We start from the raw sequence: 19,871 nt of genomic DNA, 5'->3' as shown, positions 1-19,871 counted from the left end.
CGCAGTATATATAGGGTCAATACTTTTTCTAAAAAAATTTCACATCCCGTTAAAAAGCTAAATTAACTATAGAAAAAATTACTACTCCTCTTTTATAGACATGCTTCTTCCACCTAATCTCTTTCTGTATTGCATCTTAAAAGAAAGCACTACTGTTCTTTAATAAGTGATAAATTTAATCATCGCCTTCACTTTCATAAAATATTCTAAATTGTGTGTTATATTATTCCTATAGGAGTGTGGTGGGAATGGGTATTAAATATTCGAACAAAATTAATAAAATCCGAACCTTTGCATTAAGTTTAGTATTTATCGGCCTCTTCATTGCATACTTAGGAGTCTTTTTCCGTGACAACATTATTATTATGACAACATTTATGATGGTTGGCTTTTTAGCTGTTATCGCTAGTACTGTCGTTTACTTTTGGATTGGTATGTTATCTACTAAGACTGTACAAATTATTTGTCCAAGCTGCGATAAGCCAACAAAAATGCTTGGTCGTGTCGACGCATGTATGCATTGCAACCAACCTTTAACACTCGATCCGAGTTTAGAAGGAAAAGAATTTAATGAGAAGTACAATAAAAAAAGCTATAAAGGATAACACGTACTTTCACTTTAGTATTTTTTCATCCCCATATAATAAAGAAAGAGGGTGACGAAATCGTCACCCTCTTTCTTTATTATATATTACGCCTTATGACACTCTGGACAAACGCCATAAATTTCTAAGCGATGACTATTAATAACGAAACCTGTCGTTTTCGCAGCTTCCTCTTCAAGCTGTTCCAAACCTCCATAAGGAAAATCAACAATCTTACCACATTTTTCGCAAATCACATGATAATGTTGACTTGTAACATAATCAAATCTACTTGAAGCATCCCCATAAGTTAATTCCTTTACAAGTCCAACTTCTTTAAACACACGTAAGTTATTATAGACAGTTGCAACACTCATATTTGGAAACTTACCTTCTAATGCTTTATAAATGTCATCCGCTGTTGGGTGCGTCATAGATTCCACAAGGTACTCTAAAATAGCATGACGCTGTGGAGTAATGCGTACACCCGTATTTTTCAGCATTTCTAGCGCTTCTTTTAATTCTTCTTTGACCACCGTCATGCACCCCGATTCTATACGGATTATTATTTTATAATTCTTATAAAGAGTGTACTCTTTTTCTTATAAATCGTCAATATTTCTACTATAAGTATGTGGTTTATTTTTGTATATAGCCTTATTCTTATGTACCTTCCCCCAGTTCCTATACATTTACATAGAAAAAAGTGCGACATAATCGCACTTGGAATACTATCATCTGAGGAGGTATGCCCTACACTTTCACTTTATGTATCACAAGAAAATATGTATAGACGCATGCCTTACATATATATTTTTTCTCCACATTAATATAGATTATTTTATCCCGCTATTTGCGGGCAGTAAGACTCCCACTTCAAAATTCCGCAAATACGAAGGAGTTAGGCGGGATATCAACTGCCCGTAAAAGCCCAATTGGTGCGGGCTAATAATCAGTGTGGATAGACACCCCCACTGATTAAAGTTTCACTTTATATAAGAAAGAACGTCTTCAATATGTCCTTTCACTTTCACTTTACGCCATTCTTTTACAAGTTCACCATCTTTATTGATAAGGAATGTAGAACGCTCGATTCCCATGTACTCTTTTCCAAAGTTCTTTTTCAACTTCCAAACATCGTACAATTCTGCTACTTTATGATCTTCATCTACTAAAAGTACAAATGGAAGCTCATGCTTCTCTATGAATTTCATATGTCTGTTCACCGAATCAGGACTTACACCAAGGATGACCGTGTCCTTCTCTTGGAATAATCCATATGCATCACGAAAATCACATGCTTCAGTTGTACAGCCTGGAGTCATATCTTTCGGATAAAAATATAAAACTACATTTTTACCTCGGAAGTCAGCTAAGCGAATTTGTTCTCCGGTACTTCCCTCTAATGTAAATTCCGGCGCTATTTCTCCTACTGTGATCATTGTTATCACTCCTTTTCTTTTCTATTACTATAACAAATGCTACCTTATTTTTCATTGTCCATTACAGTCCTTACCACAAAGGCAAACGGTAATGTATATCCAATTAGCGCTTCTCCAATTGCAATCCATCTTCCGATTCCAATCGGAGCGATATCACCGTATCCAACGGACAATAAAGTAACCGCACTAAAATATAAACATATTTCAACGAGCTGAAAGGAATGAGCACTTAGCCTATCCCCATCTTCTTTCAAAACTGCAAACCCCATTTCCTCTAGCACAACATAACTTAATCCAAACGCAATCAGTACCGTTGTATAAATCAAAAACAACGTAGCTAAATTGTACAGCGAAAAGAAACGATTGGAGTTTGAATATGAACTCCATAATAATTGGACACTTCTCAAAATAGCGATTGCTGCAATTAATAGAATAAATCCCCATAACATGTCCTCCACCTCATTTTATATGTATGAGGACTATAGCTGATTTATCCCTTAGAAACGAACAAGCTTCTATAATTAATTTCCTGCACCACGATATCGTTTAACCCCTTGATTCCAGAGGGTAATTGCAATAGTAAAACAGATAACACCAACAATTGGCGTTGCGAAAGCATAGCTATTCCACTCTGTTTTTCTTAAAAAGTATGCTGCTGGATATACCCCAACAAATGCAAACGGTAAAACAAACGTTAAAACAAAGCGAATAACACGGTTATAAATATCAACAGGATAGCGTCCATAATTCCCTATGTTATACATAAGCGGCATAATGGAACTTTTCGCATCCGACCAAAAGCCAAGACTTGCAAGCGTAACAAATATCCCGCCGTACACAAGTGCCCCTCCCCCTGCCATAAGTAGGAATAGGAAGAAATCATACCAGTAAAAAGATAATTGCAGCTCCATTGCTGCATAACCCATCACAATAATCCCCGTAATAGCTCCAATTAAAGATTCAAGTTCCATTCTTTCTAATATAATTTGAAATAAACTATGAATCGGTCTCGTTAATATACGGTCCATTTCTCCTTTAATAATGTAACGATCATTAAAGTCCCATATATTAAAGAAAGCTGAAAAAATGGCAAACGGTACTAAAAAGAACCCATAGATAAAGATTACTTCTTCTCGGCTCCACCCTTTTAGTGCTTGAGTATGCCCAAACACAACGAGAATGAAGATTAAATTAACAGCTTGTAGTGATAAATCTGAAAGTAATCCGACGATAAAATCGCCACGATACTCCAATTTTGTTTTTATATATTGACTTGCATATTGCAAAAATAATTTTATATATATCATCTCGTCATCCCCCTTGTACGATTAGACGTTTTCTCGCCGTTTTCCACATCAGTACAATTGGAATAATAAGTATAATTGCCCAAATCATTTGAAATAATAAAGCTTCATATAACTTACTTCCTTGTATACCTTCAGAGAAAATCATACTCGGAATATAACTAATTGCTTGAAACGGTAAAAACACCATTGCTTTTTGGGCCCATAACGGATAAAAACTAATCGGTAATAATAAACCAGAAAATAAATCGATAACAACACGTTTCGCATACATAATTCCACTATTATTAAATAAGAAGAATGTAAGCATTCCTGTCATTAAATTTATTTGTGTATTAATGATAAAACTAAATATTAAAGATAAGAAGAAATATAACCACGTTTGAAAATTCGTTGTAATTTGTAATGAAAATAATAACGTAACAATAACCATACCCGGAATTGAAAAGAAAGCAAAACGGAATATCCCTTCTCCAAGCCCTTGCATAACTTTCATACCTAAATAGTTATATGGACGAATTAGTTCTACCGCCACACGTCCTTCTTGAATTTCCATCGCAATTTCTCTATCTATATTATTGAAATAAAAAGCGCGTGCCATCCATGCGATCGCAATATACGTAGTCATTTGCGAAATAGATAAACTTTCAATATTCTCTTTCCCGCTATAAATTGCTTGCCATAAAAAATAATAAGCACCAATGTTAATCGTATAAATTAAAATCCCGCTGTAATAATTTGTACGATAAGCAAGCATCATTAAAAAACGAATCCGAATCATTTCAATATACTTACCCATGCATAATACCTTCTTCATAAATGTTACGAATAATTTCCTCTGTAGACACTTCGTTAATTTTCAAATCTTTAATTTGAAAGGCTTGTACTACTTTAGAAATCAACATAGAAATGATAACTTCTTCATTCGGTATTTTTGCAACCCATGCGTTTTCTTCTTTCGCTTTTGACCAAACAACATGACTATCTGGCATAACCATTGATAACTCCTGGTATGAAACTGGGGCAACAAATTGAAAATGTATTTCCTTCTCTACTCCCCACTGTGTACGAAGATTATCTAAAGATCCGTCATACATAATATTTCCTTCATCAAGCATGATGACGCGTTCACATAAAGCTTCAATATCAGTAATGTCATGTGTCGTTAATAAAATTGTTGTTTTATAACGTTCATTCATCTCTTTTAAGAATTCTCGTATTTTCAATTTCACAAGAACATCTAGTCCAATTGTTGGTTCATCTAAAAATAATAACGGCGGATTATGAATTAACGCCGCTGCTAATTCACAACGCATTCTTTGACCAAGAGATAATTTCCGTACCGGTTTATCTAATAAAGGACCGATATCTAACGTTTCAATAACATGTTCCATATGTTCCTTATACTGAGCGTCTGATACACCGTACACTTTCTTCAATAAACGAAATGATTCTTGCACTGCGATATCCCACCAAAGCTGCGAACGCTGCCCAAACACAACACCGATTGTTCTTACAAATTCTTCTCTCTGTTTGTGTGGATTCATTCCGTTCACTGTAATTTGTCCTGATGTCGGAGTCAAAATCCCTGTAAGCATTTTAATCGTCGTTGATTTACCAGCACCATTCTCACCAATATAACCAACCATTTCACCTTGCTTTATAGTAAAAGAAACATCATTTACTGCTGGCACTATTTTATAATTACGATTTAATAAATCGCGAAACGCACCCTTTAAGCCCGGACGACTTGAATAAGCTGTAAACTCTTTACGTAACCCTTGTACCTCAATTACCGATTTCATAATCGGACCCCCTTCCTAAATGTCACAACGAATAGTTTACCCAACTGCTCCTTCTATCACAAACAATACGTCTTTTCGAAAAACATGTTAGAATAATACATAGATTTTTGTAAGGAGATGAATTGTAGTGAATTTCACGAAATCAGAAGCATTACATAAAGAAGCGTTAGAACATATCGTTGGTGGTGTTAATAGTCCTTCTCGCTCTTTTAAAGCAGTTGGAGGCGGTTCCCCTGTTGCAATGGAACGCGGGAAAGGTGCTTATTTCTGGGATGTAGATGGAAATAAATATATCGACTATTTAGCAGCGTATGGCCCAATTATTACTGGACATGCTCACCCGCACGTAACAGAAGCAATTAAAACAGCAGCTGAAAACGGCGTACTATACGGTACTCCAACAGCATTAGAAGTAAAATTCGCAAAAATGTTAAAAGAAGCAATGCCCGCTTTAGATAAAGTCCGCTTCGTAAACTCTGGTACAGAATCCGTTATGACAACCATTCGTGTTGCTCGTGCTTACACTGGCCGCACAAAAATTATGAAATTCGCTGGTTGTTACCACGGTCATTCCGATTTAGTACTTGTAGCAGCTGGCTCTGGTCCTTCTACCCTTGGAATTCCTGATTCAGCTGGCGTGCCACAAAGTATCGCCCAAGAAGTTATTACTGTTCCATTTAATAATGTAGAAACTTTAAAAGAAGCGTTAGATAAATGGGGACATGAAGTAGCAGCTATCCTTGTAGAGCCAATCGTTGGAAACTTCGGTATTGTAGAGCCAAAACCTGGCTTCCTTGAAAAAGTTAATGAACTTGTTCACGAAGCTGGTGCACTAGTAATTTATGATGAAGTTATTACTGCTTTCCGCTTTATGTATGGCGGCGCTCAAGACTTACTTGGCGTAACCCCAGATCTAACAGCACTTGGTAAAGTTATCGGCGGTGGCCTTCCAATTGGTGCTTACGGTGGTAAGAAAGAAATTATGGAACAAGTTGCACCGCTCGGCCCTGCATACCAAGCTGGTACAATGGCCGGGAACCCTGCTTCTATGGCATCAGGTATTGCCTGCCTAGAAGTACTTCAACAAGAAGGCGTATACGAGAAATTAGATGCACTTGGCGCAATGCTTGAAAAAGGAATTTTAGAACAAGCTACAAAACATAACATCGATATTACAGTAAACCGTCTAAAGGGTGCATTAACTGTATACTTCACGACAAATATAATTGAAGATTACGATGCAGCCAAAAATACAGATGGTGAAATGTTCGGTAGATTCTTCAAATTGATGCTTCAAGAAGGTATTAATTTAGCACCTTCTAAATATGAAGCATGGTTCTTAACGACAGAACATACAAAAGAAGATATTGAATATACAATTGAAGCTGTTGGCAGAGCATTTTCTACCCTAGCGAACAATAAATAATCTCTTCATTCAAAAGGAAAAAAGAAAGCCCATCTTTCTTTTTTCCTTTTTTCTATTTCATAAATCCCTCGTTAATAGTATAATTATTCATAATTATCTGTTTTATATTCTTTTATATCCTTACTATCCCTGTATACAAGGCAGTTCACGCCTTAAATAGTAAGATTATTCAAAAATCATTTTCCAGAGGGGGGATTGACGGATGCTCAATAAAAAAAATAAATGGACACCGTCTTTATTTCGGAATTATAAAAATACAGAACATGATGCGTGTGGAATCGTTTCCGTTATGGAAAAACGAAGAATTCCTACAAAAGAAAACATCGACCTTTGTATACAATCACTAGTCAAAATGAATCATAGGGCTGGTTTCATTAATGGCGAAGGAGATGGCATCGGAATTCATATCGACATGCCAAAGGCACTTTGGCATGAAAAACTGAAAAGTAGCGGATATAATCCAACGATCGTGGATCATCCCCACTTTATCGTTGGACATTTTTTTCTAAACAAAAAAGAAAACATTGCTGAGTTAAAAGATTACATTCGTACGCAACTAAACAATGAAAAGTTTACAATTGTTCTCGAAAATGATGATGTAATAAACTCAGATGCACTCGGTCCTCTTGGTAAACAAGAAGAACCTTTATTTTGGCAAATTGCCCTTATCGCCGAAAGTGAAGTTAAAAATATTGAACAAACATTATTTTCTGTAACAATAAAAATCGAAGAAAATGAAGCAATTCATGTTGCCTCATTAAGTCATGAACATGTTGTATATAAAGTTCTCGGCGCTGGTGATACACTCGTTGCTTATTACAATGATTTACAACACCCACTTATCGCTTCAACTATGACACTAGGACATAATCGCTATTCTACTAATACTTTATCTAATTTTTTTCGTGTACAACCATTTAGTATTCTTGGGCATAATGGTGAAATTAACACGATTGCAAAATTACGCGATCAAGCTGACATGATTAATGTACCACTTACTGCTGGGGGTAGTGATTCCCAAGATTTAAACCGTACCTTAGAAACCCTTCTCGTTCAGTATAACTACAGTTTATTTGAAGCAATGGATATATTATTTCCACCAATTATTAATGAAATAAAACTTTACGAAACAAACTTACAAAACTTATACACTTATATACGTGAGGCTTGGGGGCATTTCGCACAAGGTCCAGCTGGCATCATTTCACGTTATAAAGATGAAGCTGTTTTCAGTGTCGATTCCCTTGGATTACGCCCTGTTTGGAAAGTAGAGACAGAGAGCTCCTATATTTTCTCTTCTGAACCTGGAGTTGTATCACCAGCCGAATATGTAGCAGAGCCGAAACCACTCGCTCCTGGCGAAAAGGTTGGATTAAAATGGAATGAACAAGGTGAGCTTGTTCTCTATGAATACGATAATTATCAAATTGAAGTATACAACCGTTTTAAGAAACGAATCGATGTTACCAACTATCATGTAAACTTATCTATCCCTGAAACGAAAGAAACTGAGGGATTATGTGATTCTGTTCAAGTTGAAACGAAGCAATACGTCGCTTTCGGCTGGGATCGAGAACATATTCAGCTCCTTGAACAGATGGCAACAAAAGGTGTCGAACCAATTCGGTCACTTGGGCATGACTCACCACTTGCCGCACTTGATACAGATAGACGAAATATTGCTGATTTCATTAAAGAAAGTGTAGCCGTTGTTACCAATCCAGCAATCGATCGTGATCGAGAAGTCGAACACTTCTCCACACGTACTGTACTCGGAGAGCGTCCGAGTTTATTAGATAACTCTAAACAACCATTTGTAATTGAGATGCTCTCACCAATTATTTTAGAAGGGAGTTTAGCTCAATCTATCGCGGCAGACTTACAGACGATTACGTACGAACAACTTGTACAGCTATTCATCACTCATAGCTCTGTCTCTACAATTCCTGTTACATTTAGCCCATCAGAAACTTTACAAAGCGCATTAAATCGAATTAGTTCCGAGGCGATAACAGCCGTTAAAAACGGGGCTTCCCTACTTTTATTAGATGACGCTAAATCTCATCAAAATGAACTGTTATGGATTGATCCACATTTAGTTACTGCTAAAGTACATCAAACATTAACTGAAAATAAATTACGCCGGAAATGCTCTCTCGTTATACGTTCTGGCGCCCTTCGCTCCTTACACGATATCGTCACGCTATACGGATTAGGGGCAGATGGTATTAATCCATATTTATTGTTCGCAACGGTAAATGATGGAACAAAAGCACCAATTACTAATTTGTATACCGCACTTAATAAAGGACTAGAGAAAGTAATTTCAACGATTGGAATTCATGAATTACGCGGTTACGGTCGCCTCTTCTCCTCTATTGGATTAGATGAGGAAATTGCAAATATATTACAAATTACAAACTTCTTCGGTTCAAATGATTTAGCTTTTTCACTTGAATCACTTGCTGAAGATGCGAAAATTCGAGCTGATGATTATAACAATCCAAAAGTTAGAATGCGAAAATCATTTCATATATTCCCCCGGATTTGGAAAGCAATTGGTGATGTTGCAAAAGGAAACTCTTATGATGATTACCGCGACAAGTTAAGTGAATTAGAAGAAAATAACCCTATCGCAATCAGGCACCTTATTCAAACAAAACAAACAGAACATGTAATTCCGACTGAAGAAGTGTCCATCGGCATTCACAATCATGATTTACCATTTATTATTAGTTCTATGTCATTCGGTTCTCAAAATGAAATTGCCTTCCGTGCATATGCAGAAGCTGCCAATCAGCTAAATATGATTAGTTTGAACGGTGAAGGCGGCGAAATTAAAGATATGATTGGTAAATACCCACATACACGCGGACAACAAGTTGCATCTGGCCGGTTTGGAGTAAACGCTGAACTACTAAATTCATCAAATTTAATTGAAATTAAAATCGGTCAAGGAGCAAAGCCTGGTGAAGGTGGACATTTGCCTGGTTCAAAAGTAACTGCCAAAATTGCTGAAGCACGTAATGCTACAATTGGTTCAGATTTAATTTCACCTTCTAACAACCATGATATTTATTCAATTGAAGACTTGGCTCAAATGATTACAGAAATTAAAACGGCTAATCATCTTGCAAAAGTAGCTGTAAAAGTTCCTGTCGTTCCTAACATCGGAACAATTGCTGTCGGTATCGCAAAAGCTGGCGCTGACTTTATTAACATTAGTGGATTTGATGGCGGAACAGGCGCTGCGCGTATTCACGCATTGCAACATGTAGGTCTTCCTGTAGAAATCGGTGTTAAAGCTGCACATAACGCTCTATTAGAAGCACATATGAGACATAAAGTAGAAATTTGGGCAGATGGCGGTATTCGAAGTGTCAATGACGCCTTAAAAATCATGCTCCTTGGAGCAAACCGGATCGGATTTGGCACATTATCAATGATTGCAATTGGCTGTACAACTTGCCGTGGTTGTCATCTCGATACGTGCCACGTCGGAATTGCAACACAAATTGAATCTGAAGCTCAAGCGAAAGAACATGGACTGCGCCGTTTCGTTCCACGTGAATTAGAAAGCGCAGTTACAGGGCTATTAAGCCTATTCACTACTTTCGGTACAGAATTGAAACGTTTAACAGGGCAGCTCGGTTACACAAACTTACAAGATATTATCGGACGATCGGATTTATTAGAACAAACTCGAGGCAAGGACTTATTAGACTTACGTAATTTAATACAAACGATAGAAGATTCATCCGTGAAAATAACGGCATCTGTACAAGAAAAACAATTTGAAACAACAAATTCTCTCCAGTCAAAAGAATTAGTAAGCGTCGGCGTAGAGCAACGCGTAATGGGCGGTCTAGAATCCTGTTATCGTATTCGTAGCAAATTATATGAAAACACCCATCTTGAACCACTTACATTAAAGTATACAAACGGATCTGTTCCTGGAAACGGATTAGGCGCGTATAATAGCGAGAACTTATTTATACACGTAAATGGTGGCGCGCAAGATGGAATTGGAAAAACTTCATTTGGCGGTGGCATTTATATAACGAAAGCAAAAGGAAAAGATGGAACATATTATAACGGTTCTGTCGGAAAAGGATTTGGATACGGCGCTCAAAAAGGTGCATTATACGTGCAAGGTAACGCTGATGCTCGTGCTGGCATTCGCCTTTCTGGAGCAGATATGATAATTGGAGGCAGAATTACAAAACCACTTCGCGAAAAAGAACAAGGAAATATCGGAGTATATTCTAATATAAAAGGATTTGCTTTTGAATATATGACAAATGGTCGTGCTCTTGTTTTAGGAGACCCTGGTCCATGGATTTGTGCCGGCATGACTGGTGGTGTTGTTTATTTACGTCATGAGCCAAACTTAGGTTTAACAGAACACGCTTTAAAAAGAAGAATCGCTAAAGGTGCAAATGTAACATTGCAGCCAATTAGTAAACATGGTTTACAAGATGTGAACGAATTATTATTAGACTACATTCTTGTATTAAATGAGCATGAACAATACGAGGAAGTCGCTTTGTTAACACCGTTACTCGATGATATTCAGCATCAGTTTTTTGAAATTATTCCGAAAAAAGAGCAGGCTGATCCGTCTATCTCAACAGAGTGATATGCCTAATTTTCATTTTCAAGAAAAAATTGACGAAGTACACTTCTCATAGTAATCTATAGTAACAATTTGAAACCTGCTGAAATTCAGCAGGTTTTTTCACTAAAAATTGATGTTTAAAAAGAATTAGGAAAAAGTATAAATGAATCTTAATTTCTTTTGAATGTCACTAAAATATCACTTGCTAACATATTGTAATGAATGTATAGTATCATGTTGTACATTCATTATGACAAGAGAAAGGATATCAATAAGGGTATGAAACTTGGTGCTCGCATTTTAAAAACGGGTATTGCCATTACATTAGCTTTATTTGCTTGTATTTTACTTCAATTACCGAGTCCAGTATTTGCGGGAATCTCAGCTATCTTTGCTGTCCAACCGTCTGTATACCGCTCGTATTTAACAGCTCTTGAGCAAATTCAAGCAAACGTAATTGGTGCGGTATTCGCTATCGTATTTGCTACTGCTTTTGGACATAATCCTTTTATTATTGGATTAACGTGTATATTAGTAATTGCTCTTACTTTACAATTACGCTTAGAAAAAACAATATCAATCGCTTTAGTAACAGTTATCGCCATTATGGAGTATCAAGGCGAAGATTTCTTTAATTTTGCCTTACTTCGATTCGCGACGATTATGATTGGAATTATTGCGGCTTCACTTGTAAATTTAGTATTTATGCCGCCAAAATATGAAACAAAACTTTACCATCGTATCGTTGATAATACAGAGGAAATTGTTAAATGGATTCGTATGAACAGTAGGCAAGCTTCTGATTTTACAACGCTAAAAACCGATATTGATCGCATGAAAGAAAAAATGATTAAACTAAATCATTACTATTTGCTGTATAAAGAAGAAAGAAGCTATACGAAAAAAATACAATTCGCGAAAATTCGTAAGCTCGTTTTATTCAGACAAATGCTAGCGACAACAAGCCGCGCTTTAAGCACGTTAAAGTCATTGCATCGCACTGAAAATGAACTGCGCTATATGCCAGAAGAGTTTCAGGAATCTATTCAAAACGAACTTGATTCATTAACGCATTATCACGAACAAGTGTTATTAAAATTTATTGGTAAAGCAAAGAAACAACAATCTGTTGAAATGCTTGATGAAGTTGAAACAGGTAAACAAGAATTGATTGATATCTTTATGGATTATCAAAATAAGGACGATGAGGAAGCATATAAAATATGGTTACATCTCTTCCCTCTTATTTCTTCAATTATTAACTACAGTGAGGAAGTAGAGCATTTAGATTTACTTGTGGATAGCTTCTACACATACCATAAACCAGAGAGTGAACTCCAAATCGAAGATAAAAAAGAAGACGAATAAAAAGCAGCTCCTTTTACACTAAAGGAGCTGTTTCTGTTATATGCTGAAGTTGATATAGATTGTAATAAAACCCCCTCTTTTTCATTAACTCTTCATGAGAACCCTTTTCTTTTATTTCACCATCTTCAACATAAATAATTGTATCGACATGCGTAATCGTCGCTAATCGGTGTGCAATGATAATTGTTGTCCGATCTGCAGCTAACGTTTGCAGCGCCTCTTGAATATATCGTTCATTCTCTAAATCTAAAGCGGAAGTTGCTTCATCTAATATAAGTAAAGATGGATTCTTCAGAAAAACCCGTGCGATTGCTACACGCTGTCTTTGCCCGCCAGATAATTTCACACCACGTTCCCCAACGACAGTATCATAGCCCTCTGGCAACTCTATAATAAAATTATGAATTTGTGCAGCTTTGGCAGCTGAAATCACTTCCGCCTCTGTAGCTTTCGGATTGCCATATAAAATATTAGCCCCGATTGTATCGCTAAATAATAAATTATCTTGTAGCACAATTCCAATATGACTACGTAAATTTCTCATATTATACTTTCTTACATCTATCCCGTCTATATAAACTGCGCCTTCAGAAACATCATAAAAACGCGGAATTAAACTAGCAAGAGATGACTTTCCTCCTCCACTTGCCCCTACAAGCGCAACCTTCTCTCCCGGGCGCATAGTTAATGACAGATTATGCAATATTTCTTTTTCATCCGCATTATAACGAAAAGAAACATTATCAAATGTAACTTCCCCATTTAACCTTTTCGTTTGCACCGCATTTGGCACATTAACAATATCGTATTTTTCATCCAACAATTCAAACACTCGATCCATCGAGGCGAAAGACTGTGTTAATGTTGTAGATGAATTAACAAGGCGACGAAGCGGACTATATAAACTATCCATATATCCAACAAAAGCAACCATAGTACCCAGTGTTAACGATCCTTGAATTACCTCATACGCCGCAAAACCAATAACAAGTAATGGCCCTAAATCCGTTAACGTATTCACTGCCGAAAACGTTCTCGCCGTCCAACTCGTATGAGTTAGTGCTTTCGTTAAAAATTCATTATTTCTCTTTTCAAACTGCCCTCTTTCATACTCCTCTAATGCAAAACTACGTGTCACTTGCATTCCTTGAATACGTTCATGTAAATACCCTTGCATAGTCGCTAACGCTTGTGAGCGCTCTTTCGTCAATTTTCGAAGGCGCCCGAAAAAATATTTCACTGCAACTACATAAATAGGTAAGATTAATAAAGCAACAAAGGTTAATTTTATATTCATAGAAAACATAACGATAATGGCAATAACAATTGTTGCAGTATCTAACCAGACATTCATAAGACCTGTAATTACAAAATCCTTCGTTTGTTCTACATCATGGATTACACGTGAAATAAGCTCCCCTGTTTTTGTGTTCGAATAATAACGTAAGCTCAATTTTTGCAAGTGTCCAAAAATATATTTTCGTAAATCGTATAGTATTGTATTGGCGATACGTTGCGCGAAATATTGGCGATAATATTCTATTGGTGGTCTTACTACTGCAAAAATAAAAAAAGCAATCCCGATTGCGGTTATTAATTGGGACGTTTTTTCTTGAAGTGAGCCCGCGCCTTGAATAACATCATCAATAATATACTTTAATAACCATGGCATAATAAGCGGGATACCAAACTTCACAAGACCAATAATTATTGTAATAGCAATGAGCCATCGATATGGTTTAACAAATTGTAAATATCTTTTTATACCTTGCACATAATCCCCCCTCTAATAGGACAAACCTGCCGGGAAATCCCCTGCAGGTTTGTTTTAATTTCTGTACATTAAATATCTTTCATACCACATATCTACGAAATCCGGTGCAAATGGACCTTTTCTTTGATGAATCCACTGTGTTAAATGTGCTACATTTCGTTTTAAAATTGTATCAATAACAGGTGGATACTGCATGATTTGACTATGCTTCTCATACTCATCTTCATCTAAAAGTGTATATGTCATATCTGGATACACTTTAATGTCTAAGTCGTAATCAATATACTTTAATGCTTCAGAGTCATATGCAAAAGGAGAACTTAAATTACAATAATAATATACTCCTTCTTCCCTCAGCATTCCAATCACATTAAACCAATAATTAGCATGGAAGTAACAAATCGCAGGTTCGCGAGTAATCCATGTTCGACCATCTGATTCCGTAACTACTGTACGATCATTCGCTCCGATCACAAGACTCTGCGTCCCTTTTAAAATCGTTGTCTCTTCCCACATTCTATGAATGGAGCCATTATGTTTATAACTATGTATTTGTACCTTTTCTCCTTCTTTGGGAAATCCCATATATGCTCCCTTCTTTCAACTGCAAATGCCATTCTTAAGTTGTCCTAACTACCCCTTGAACTGCATTCACTTTTTTTCTATTATAACTTTTTTGTCGAAATTTTAAAACTAAAGCGATAGGACACTTGTTTTCATGAGGAATATAATGAAGTTTGTACTATTGAATACCACATCACCGATCCTTTTACTAAAGGAAAATCCTCTATGAATTAGCAATACGTATTTAGAAGATTGAACGAAGATATAACAAAAAGAAAAGTCCCCCTCATCTCTGTTTAAGAAAGGACTTCCCCCTAAAATCAACAACATATCTCACCCTTAATTTTAAATTATTTTTTCGGTTTCAAAAGATTGAATCACATTATTCGTTTGCTGTTCAAATTTTTCATGCAAAAGTTTTAATGCTATTTCTGTTCTGTATATTTCTTGACGGATAAAATGCAATTCTTTTTTATCGCACGTATCCCTTCCACTCATTTCAATTTGCTGATACTTCTCTAAATGTGATTGTAACTTTAAAAGCTCATCCATCGTTTCCAACTGCTCTCCTACCAACTTATCAAAGTCGTTCATCACTTACCCCCTTTTTGATTCATTCGCCAGTTATAATTCCTATTACCTATTTCTAATCGTGAACTTCTTTCTCCTTTGACTACATTTGTTGACTTATTAGAAGTTATGTCGTTCACTTTATTTTCATTACAGTGACACGCACACAAAGAAAACACTTCTCTCGAACGGAGAAGTGTTTTTCCTTCATTACTGATTTGAGCTAGAAGATTGTGATTGTTTTGCAGCTGATTGTGCATTTTGTTTTTTCACTGCATGCACATCTGTTTCAGTTGCAAACTCTGTACCATAACTAGCATTTGCACTTTGAGCACCAGAAGCTTGTGCTTTCTGTGCCTCTGATTGTGCGTTTGCTTGTTTTACTGCTTGTACATTCGTTTCAGTTGCAAACTCTGTACCATAGCTAGCGTTTGTACTTTGAATGCTAGCACCAGAAGTTGCCTTATTATAACCTTGTTGTTTTTTACTCATCTTTCTCACCTCCACAATCAATAATGTAACCAATTCACTTAGAAGTTATCCTTAATTTTCTTTAAAAAAATTCACGCATATATCTCTTATCACTCATTCAAACTACATATGATGGAGGTGGGAATATGTATACTGGACGTGATATGACTGAGCTAACTATGATTTCCAAAAATGAATGGAAAGAGGATGAATTAGCTCATTTTCATCATTCATTTCAGCAAATTATGCCTTATCTAAATGTAGAGGGACAAACGATTTATAAAGAAATTGTGAAAGAAATTGAGTCACGGGGCGGATTATAAACGCGTGGATTTTCAACCTCAAAATACAAATTTATTTTCAATATAAAAAACGTGTTCCAAAGTTCTGGAACACGTTTTTATTATTTATCCCGCTATTCGCCAGGCAGTAAGACCCCCACCTCAAAATGCAGCGAAAGCAAAGAAGTTAGGTGGGGGACGGGCTGCCCGTAAAAGCCCGATTGGTGAAGGCTAATAATCAGTGGGGGATGAAGAAAACCCCCACTGATTAAAGTTTCACTTTATTGCATTGTAATTTTCTCAACACACTTTTCGTAAATTGTACGATGTGATTTCGAGAAAGGTAACTGTTCGAACGCTTCTTTCGACACAAACTTTAATGTATCCGTTTCGACAATATTACCTGTTACTTTTCCGTAAAATATAAATATATCCCAAGTACGATGTGTAAAAGTATGTTGTACATTCATCGCGTATTCATCAATTGAAACCGAGAGATCAAAGCTCTCCTTCATATAATCCGTAAGCTGTTGTTTCTGATTACGAATACCTTCACCTAGTTCAATATTCGGGAACTCCCACATATTAGCCAGTAATCCCGTACTTGGGCGTTTATTAATTACGTAACGACCATCTTCAGTTTGAAGTACTCCTGCAACGAGCGGTACCATTGTAGGTGCTTTCGCTTTACTTTTCACTGGTAGTTCTTTTTGAACACCTTCAGCATACCCTCTGCAATGTTCACGTACAGGACAAAGTAAACAAGAGGGATTTTTCGGTATACAAATTAATGCCCCTAATTCCATCAAACCTTGGTTAAAATAAGATGGATTTTTAGCCGAAATAATTTCACGCACAATCTCTTCAAAAACTTTTCTCGTCTTCGGTTTTGCAATATCATCCCACACTGATAAAATACGAGATAATACGCGCATAACATTTCCATCAACCGCTGGCTCTGGTATGCCATATGCAATGCTTAAAATGGCACCTTTTGTATATGGTCCCACTCCTTTTAATTTTTCAATTTTCTTTACATCGCTCGGTACTGTCCCGCCGTATACTTCTTTTACCTCTTTTACTGCAGCGTGTAAATTTCGTGCTCTAGAATAATAACCTAAGCCTTCCCATGCTTTTAATACTTCTTCATCATCGGCAGTTGCTAGCGCTTCAAGCGTAGGAAACTTCCCCATAAAATTTGCGTAATATGGTTTTACAGCCTCTACCCTTGTTTGCTGTAACATAATTTCCGAAACCCAAACACGGTATGGATCTTTATTTTTTCGCCACGGTAAATCACGTTGTTCTTTTTCAAACCAACCAATTAAATCATTTTGAAACTGTTCTATGTTAAACTCATTTAATATTTCAAGTGTCAAACTTGATCCCCCTCATTTTTTTGCATATACGTACTATTATAAAGATTTTAGGAAAAAATTTAAGTAAGATGACATAGGAAATAGAAGGCAAAGGACTTGAGGTATCGAATAAAAAGAGTTACATTAATAAAAAACGGAGGTGGATTTCTATGGACACAGCCACTCACCTTGTTATGGGCGTTACTCTAGGCAGTTTGGCAACATTAGATCCGGCTATAGCACAAAGTGATATTGGGCCACAAGCAGTGATGCTTGCAACAATTGCTGGTTCCAATATTCCTGACATCGATACAGTTTTAAAATTGCGTAATAACGCTAAATATATAAGAAATCATCGTGGGATTACTCATTCCATTCCTGCAGTGATTCTTTGGTCACTCCTTATAAGTGGCATCTCTTTCGCCTTCTTTTCAGACGCTCCCTATCTGCATCTACTACTTTGGTCATTTATTGCCGTCTTTCTTCATGTCTTTGTGGATATTTTCAATGCCTATGGTACACAGGCATTAAGGCCCTTCACAAAAAAATGGGTAGCGCTCGGCATAATTAATACGTTTGATACTGTCATTTTCTTTATCCATATACTCGCTATCGCCTGTATGCTTGTCGGAGCACATAAAGGCTATACTGCTTTAGCAGCGTATATATTAATGTTTGTTTACTACATCGGCCGCATTATGATGCATCGAAATATCAAAAGTGTAGTATACAAACGTTTCAAAAATGTAGAGAAAGTAATTATTTCTCCTTCTTACAAATTTTACCATTACCATTTAGCTGTCGTTACAACTGAACATTACTACGTCGCAAGATGGCACCGCGGTAACATCCTTGTATACGATAAATTTAATCGCGTACCGTTCCCGAATACTGCCATTATGCAAGCTGCTGTGCGAGATGAAAATATATCTGCTTTCTTATCTTTCTCACCTGTATATCGCTGGGATATTTTCGATTATGATAACTATTATGAAGTTCGATTTATTGATTTACGGTATCGAAGTAAAGATTATTATCCATTCGTCGCAATCGTTCAGCTCGATCAAAATTTAAATATTATTAGTTCCTATACAGGATGGATTTTCAGCGAAGAAAAACTTCGAAAAAAACTAGAATTGCTTCCACATTAAAAAAAGCGACCTAAGTCGCTTTTTTTAATGTTTCAAATGATCTTCTTGATTGATTAAATGGCTATACTTCGGATTATTTGTACGCATTTCATGAAGGCGACTTCCATGATTATTAATCCATGTTCGTACCACTTGCTCAGTCATTTCCTCACCTTGGTAACGACCTGATTTAGCATAAGTTGTTCGGAAGTCTTCCCACAGTAATTCAACCCATGCACGAGCTTGTGCGTAAGAAAGGTTGTCATTCTTATCTAATAATTCTTTCGTTAATGTTTCATAAATATCATTCATGTTCTATTCTCCTTTTACCTATTTATTCCCTTAATTTCTAAAGGATAGTTTCTTCTATTTTGCACATTCTATAAGTGATACTTCTTAAAGAGGTATCGACTGATAATGAGGGGGCGTCCTTAATGGGTAGACAAGCCGAATTTTGGTCTGAGTCAAAAAACAACAGCAAAATCGAAGGTCAACCGAAAGCGAAATCACGCTTCGCTTCGAAAAGATCTAACGGCACAATTAACACGCACCCACAAGAACGTATGCGTGCTGCAAATCAGCAGGAAGAGTAGTACAGTAACAAACTAAATTAACTTCCTACACGAGGTGATAAAGATGAGCTACCGTGACCATTTAGATCGTCGTTCTGAATTATTTAACCATACGTGGACTCGTCCAAAACATGCGAAAGCGCAAGTTAATGGACAGACGCAACAAACCCAGTCTCTCATTATACTGGCAAACGAATGTAAAAAACGCCAATTTTAGAATCTCCTATCTCCTTTAACGCCTACCAAAGATGAAAACCAGAGAGATATTCACTCTCTGGTTTTTATTTTTCCTGCAGCAAGGAAATTGGTATTCCAATCTCTTCATTATCATTTTGCTTATATCCCCAAGCAAATACCCCATTGAAATACGTAATTTTAAATACCACACCAGGTTCTTCTACTAATTCATATGTCTCACCAATATGGAATTTATTTATATCTATCATATAAGCACGAGCCATAGCCATTTTTCTCATTAATACATCGAATTCATTTACAATTCCAAGTTGCTCAGCCTTTACTGCTTGCTCCTTCAAAACCCCAATTTCTTCCCTTAGCTCATGTGGCGTCATTTCACTGTAGCGTTTTGGCATACCCATCTTAT

General features: G+C 36.5%; 21 protein-coding genes. 8 read left to right on the top strand and 13 right to left on the bottom strand.

Annotated features, from left to right (window positions below):
- The first annotated feature begins 248 nt into the window (after positions 1-248).
- Positions 249-605: a YgzB family protein gene (locus tag EXW56_RS02675; protein ID WP_078180122.1), complete on the top strand. Its 357-nt coding sequence runs from the start codon at positions 249-251 to the stop codon at positions 603-605.
- An 86-nt stretch (positions 606-691) separates the two neighbouring features.
- Here EXW56_RS02675 and perR read toward each other — a convergent pair whose 3' ends face one another.
- From perR to EXW56_RS02645, 6 genes are all read right to left on the bottom strand, one after another.
- Positions 692-1,120: a peroxide-responsive transcriptional repressor PerR gene (gene perR / locus EXW56_RS02670; protein WP_000237831.1), complete on the bottom strand. Its 429-nt coding sequence runs from the start codon at positions 1,118-1,120 to the stop codon at positions 692-694.
- 450 nt (positions 1,121-1,570) lie between these two features.
- Complete coding sequence (gene bcp / locus EXW56_RS02665; RefSeq protein ID WP_002010353.1) at positions 1,571-2,026, bottom strand: thioredoxin-dependent thiol peroxidase; 456 nt, start codon at positions 2,024-2,026, stop codon at positions 1,571-1,573.
- A gap of 44 nt (positions 2,027-2,070) precedes the next feature.
- Positions 2,071-2,475 (bottom strand): potassium channel family protein, encoded by a 405-nt coding sequence (locus EXW56_RS02660; RefSeq protein WP_002091112.1) that lies wholly within the window; start codon positions 2,473-2,475, stop codon positions 2,071-2,073.
- 72 nt (positions 2,476-2,547) lie between these two features.
- The gene (locus tag EXW56_RS02655) at positions 2,548-3,333 is read right to left on the bottom strand and encodes an ABC transporter permease (protein ID WP_002113872.1); all 786 of its coding nucleotides are present in this window, start codon (positions 3,331-3,333) and stop codon (positions 2,548-2,550) included.
- Between the two features lie 4 nt (positions 3,334-3,337).
- Positions 3,338-4,129, bottom strand: a complete 792-nt coding sequence (locus tag EXW56_RS02650) for an ABC transporter permease (protein WP_002113871.1) — start codon at positions 4,127-4,129, stop codon at positions 3,338-3,340.
- Complete coding sequence (locus EXW56_RS02645) at positions 4,122-5,135, bottom strand: ABC transporter ATP-binding protein (protein ID WP_002113870.1); 1,014 nt, start codon at positions 5,133-5,135, stop codon at positions 4,122-4,124. Before EXW56_RS02645 ends, EXW56_RS02650 begins: the two co-directional genes overlap by 8 nt.
- A 127-nt stretch (positions 5,136-5,262) precedes the next feature.
- Between EXW56_RS02645 and hemL the strand changes: the two genes are divergently transcribed.
- The 3 genes from hemL (at position 5,263) to EXW56_RS02630 (ending at position 12,547) form a co-directional block, all read left to right on the top strand.
- Positions 5,263-6,561 carry a glutamate-1-semialdehyde-2,1-aminomutase gene (hemL, locus tag EXW56_RS02640; protein ID WP_002201844.1) on the top strand — a complete coding sequence of 433 codons (1,299 nt, stop codon included), beginning with the start codon at positions 5,263-5,265 and terminating at the stop codon, positions 6,559-6,561.
- 202 nt (positions 6,562-6,763) lie between these two features.
- Complete coding sequence (locus EXW56_RS02635; protein WP_215597163.1) at positions 6,764-11,200, top strand: glutamate synthase-related protein; 4,437 nt, start codon at positions 6,764-6,766, stop codon at positions 11,198-11,200.
- Between the two features lie 258 nt (positions 11,201-11,458).
- Positions 11,459-12,547, top strand: coding sequence for an aromatic acid exporter family protein (locus EXW56_RS02630; RefSeq protein WP_002010342.1), 1,089 nt, complete (start codon positions 11,459-11,461; stop codon positions 12,545-12,547).
- 13 nt (positions 12,548-12,560) lie between these two features.
- On the opposite strand, the gene EXW56_RS02625 is transcribed toward EXW56_RS02630, so the two are convergent.
- The 4 genes from EXW56_RS02625 to EXW56_RS02610 all read right to left on the bottom strand — a co-directional run bounded on the left by EXW56_RS02625 (position 12,561) and on the right by EXW56_RS02610 (position 15,947).
- Positions 12,561-14,321: an ABC transporter ATP-binding protein gene (locus tag EXW56_RS02625; protein WP_215597162.1), complete on the bottom strand. Its 1,761-nt coding sequence runs from the start codon at positions 14,319-14,321 to the stop codon at positions 12,561-12,563.
- 54 nt (positions 14,322-14,375) lie between these two features.
- On the bottom strand, positions 14,376-14,906 hold the full coding sequence (gene ntdP / locus EXW56_RS02620) for a nucleoside tri-diphosphate phosphatase (RefSeq protein WP_000506627.1): 531 nt from the start codon (positions 14,904-14,906) through the stop codon (positions 14,376-14,378).
- A gap of 324 nt (positions 14,907-15,230) precedes the next feature.
- Positions 15,231-15,479, bottom strand: coding sequence for a YgaB family protein (locus EXW56_RS02615; RefSeq protein ID WP_002091121.1), 249 nt, complete (start codon positions 15,477-15,479; stop codon positions 15,231-15,233).
- Positions 15,480-15,665: 186 nt separating this feature from the next.
- Positions 15,666-15,947, bottom strand: coding sequence for a gamma-type small acid-soluble spore protein (locus tag EXW56_RS02610; protein ID WP_002151730.1), 282 nt, complete (start codon positions 15,945-15,947; stop codon positions 15,666-15,668).
- A gap of 125 nt (positions 15,948-16,072) precedes the next feature.
- Here EXW56_RS02610 and EXW56_RS02605 point away from each other — a divergent pair, with 125 nt between their 5' ends.
- A complete protein-coding gene (locus tag EXW56_RS02605) occupies positions 16,073-16,249 on the top strand; it encodes a hypothetical protein (RefSeq protein WP_199661209.1) in 177 nt (58 codons plus the stop codon).
- A 239-nt stretch (positions 16,250-16,488) separates the two neighbouring features.
- Here the strand turns inward: EXW56_RS02605 and mutY are convergent, their stop codons facing one another.
- Complete coding sequence (gene mutY, locus EXW56_RS02600; RefSeq protein WP_070127871.1) at positions 16,489-17,586, bottom strand: A/G-specific adenine glycosylase; 1,098 nt, start codon at positions 17,584-17,586, stop codon at positions 16,489-16,491.
- Between the two features lie 149 nt (positions 17,587-17,735).
- On the opposite strand from mutY, the gene EXW56_RS02595 reads away from it, so the two are divergent.
- Positions 17,736-18,716 carry a metal-dependent hydrolase gene (locus EXW56_RS02595; RefSeq protein ID WP_002125060.1) on the top strand — a complete coding sequence of 327 codons (981 nt, stop codon included), beginning with the start codon at positions 17,736-17,738 and terminating at the stop codon, positions 18,714-18,716.
- Positions 18,717-18,740: 24 nt separating this feature from the next.
- Here the strand turns inward: EXW56_RS02595 and EXW56_RS02590 are convergent, their stop codons facing one another.
- Positions 18,741-19,007, bottom strand: coding sequence for a YfhJ family protein (locus EXW56_RS02590; RefSeq protein ID WP_002113846.1), 267 nt, complete (start codon positions 19,005-19,007; stop codon positions 18,741-18,743).
- 122 nt (positions 19,008-19,129) lie between these two features.
- Between EXW56_RS02590 and EXW56_RS02585 the strand changes: the two genes are divergently transcribed.
- Entirely contained in the window at positions 19,130-19,288 is a 159-nt protein-coding gene (locus EXW56_RS02585; protein WP_215597161.1) for a small, acid-soluble spore protein K, read from the top strand.
- A 43-nt stretch (positions 19,289-19,331) separates the two neighbouring features.
- Positions 19,332-19,484, top strand: coding sequence for a YpzG family protein (locus EXW56_RS02580; RefSeq protein ID WP_002010325.1), 153 nt, complete (start codon positions 19,332-19,334; stop codon positions 19,482-19,484).
- Positions 19,485-19,548: 64 nt separating this feature from the next.
- Here the strand turns inward: EXW56_RS02580 and EXW56_RS02575 are convergent, their stop codons facing one another.
- On the bottom strand, positions 19,549-19,866 hold the full coding sequence (locus tag EXW56_RS02575; protein WP_002113842.1) for a YfhH family protein: 318 nt from the start codon (positions 19,864-19,866) through the stop codon (positions 19,549-19,551).
- Positions 19,867-19,871 lie beyond the last annotated feature (5 nt).

The sequence above is a fragment of the Bacillus mycoides genome (assembly GCF_018742245.1).
GTDB lineage: Bacteria > Bacillota > Bacilli > Bacillales > Bacillaceae_G > Bacillus_A > Bacillus_A cereus_U.
The sequence above is the reverse complement of the archived record's forward strand: the minus strand, read 5'-3'. Positions and strand labels throughout refer to the sequence as shown.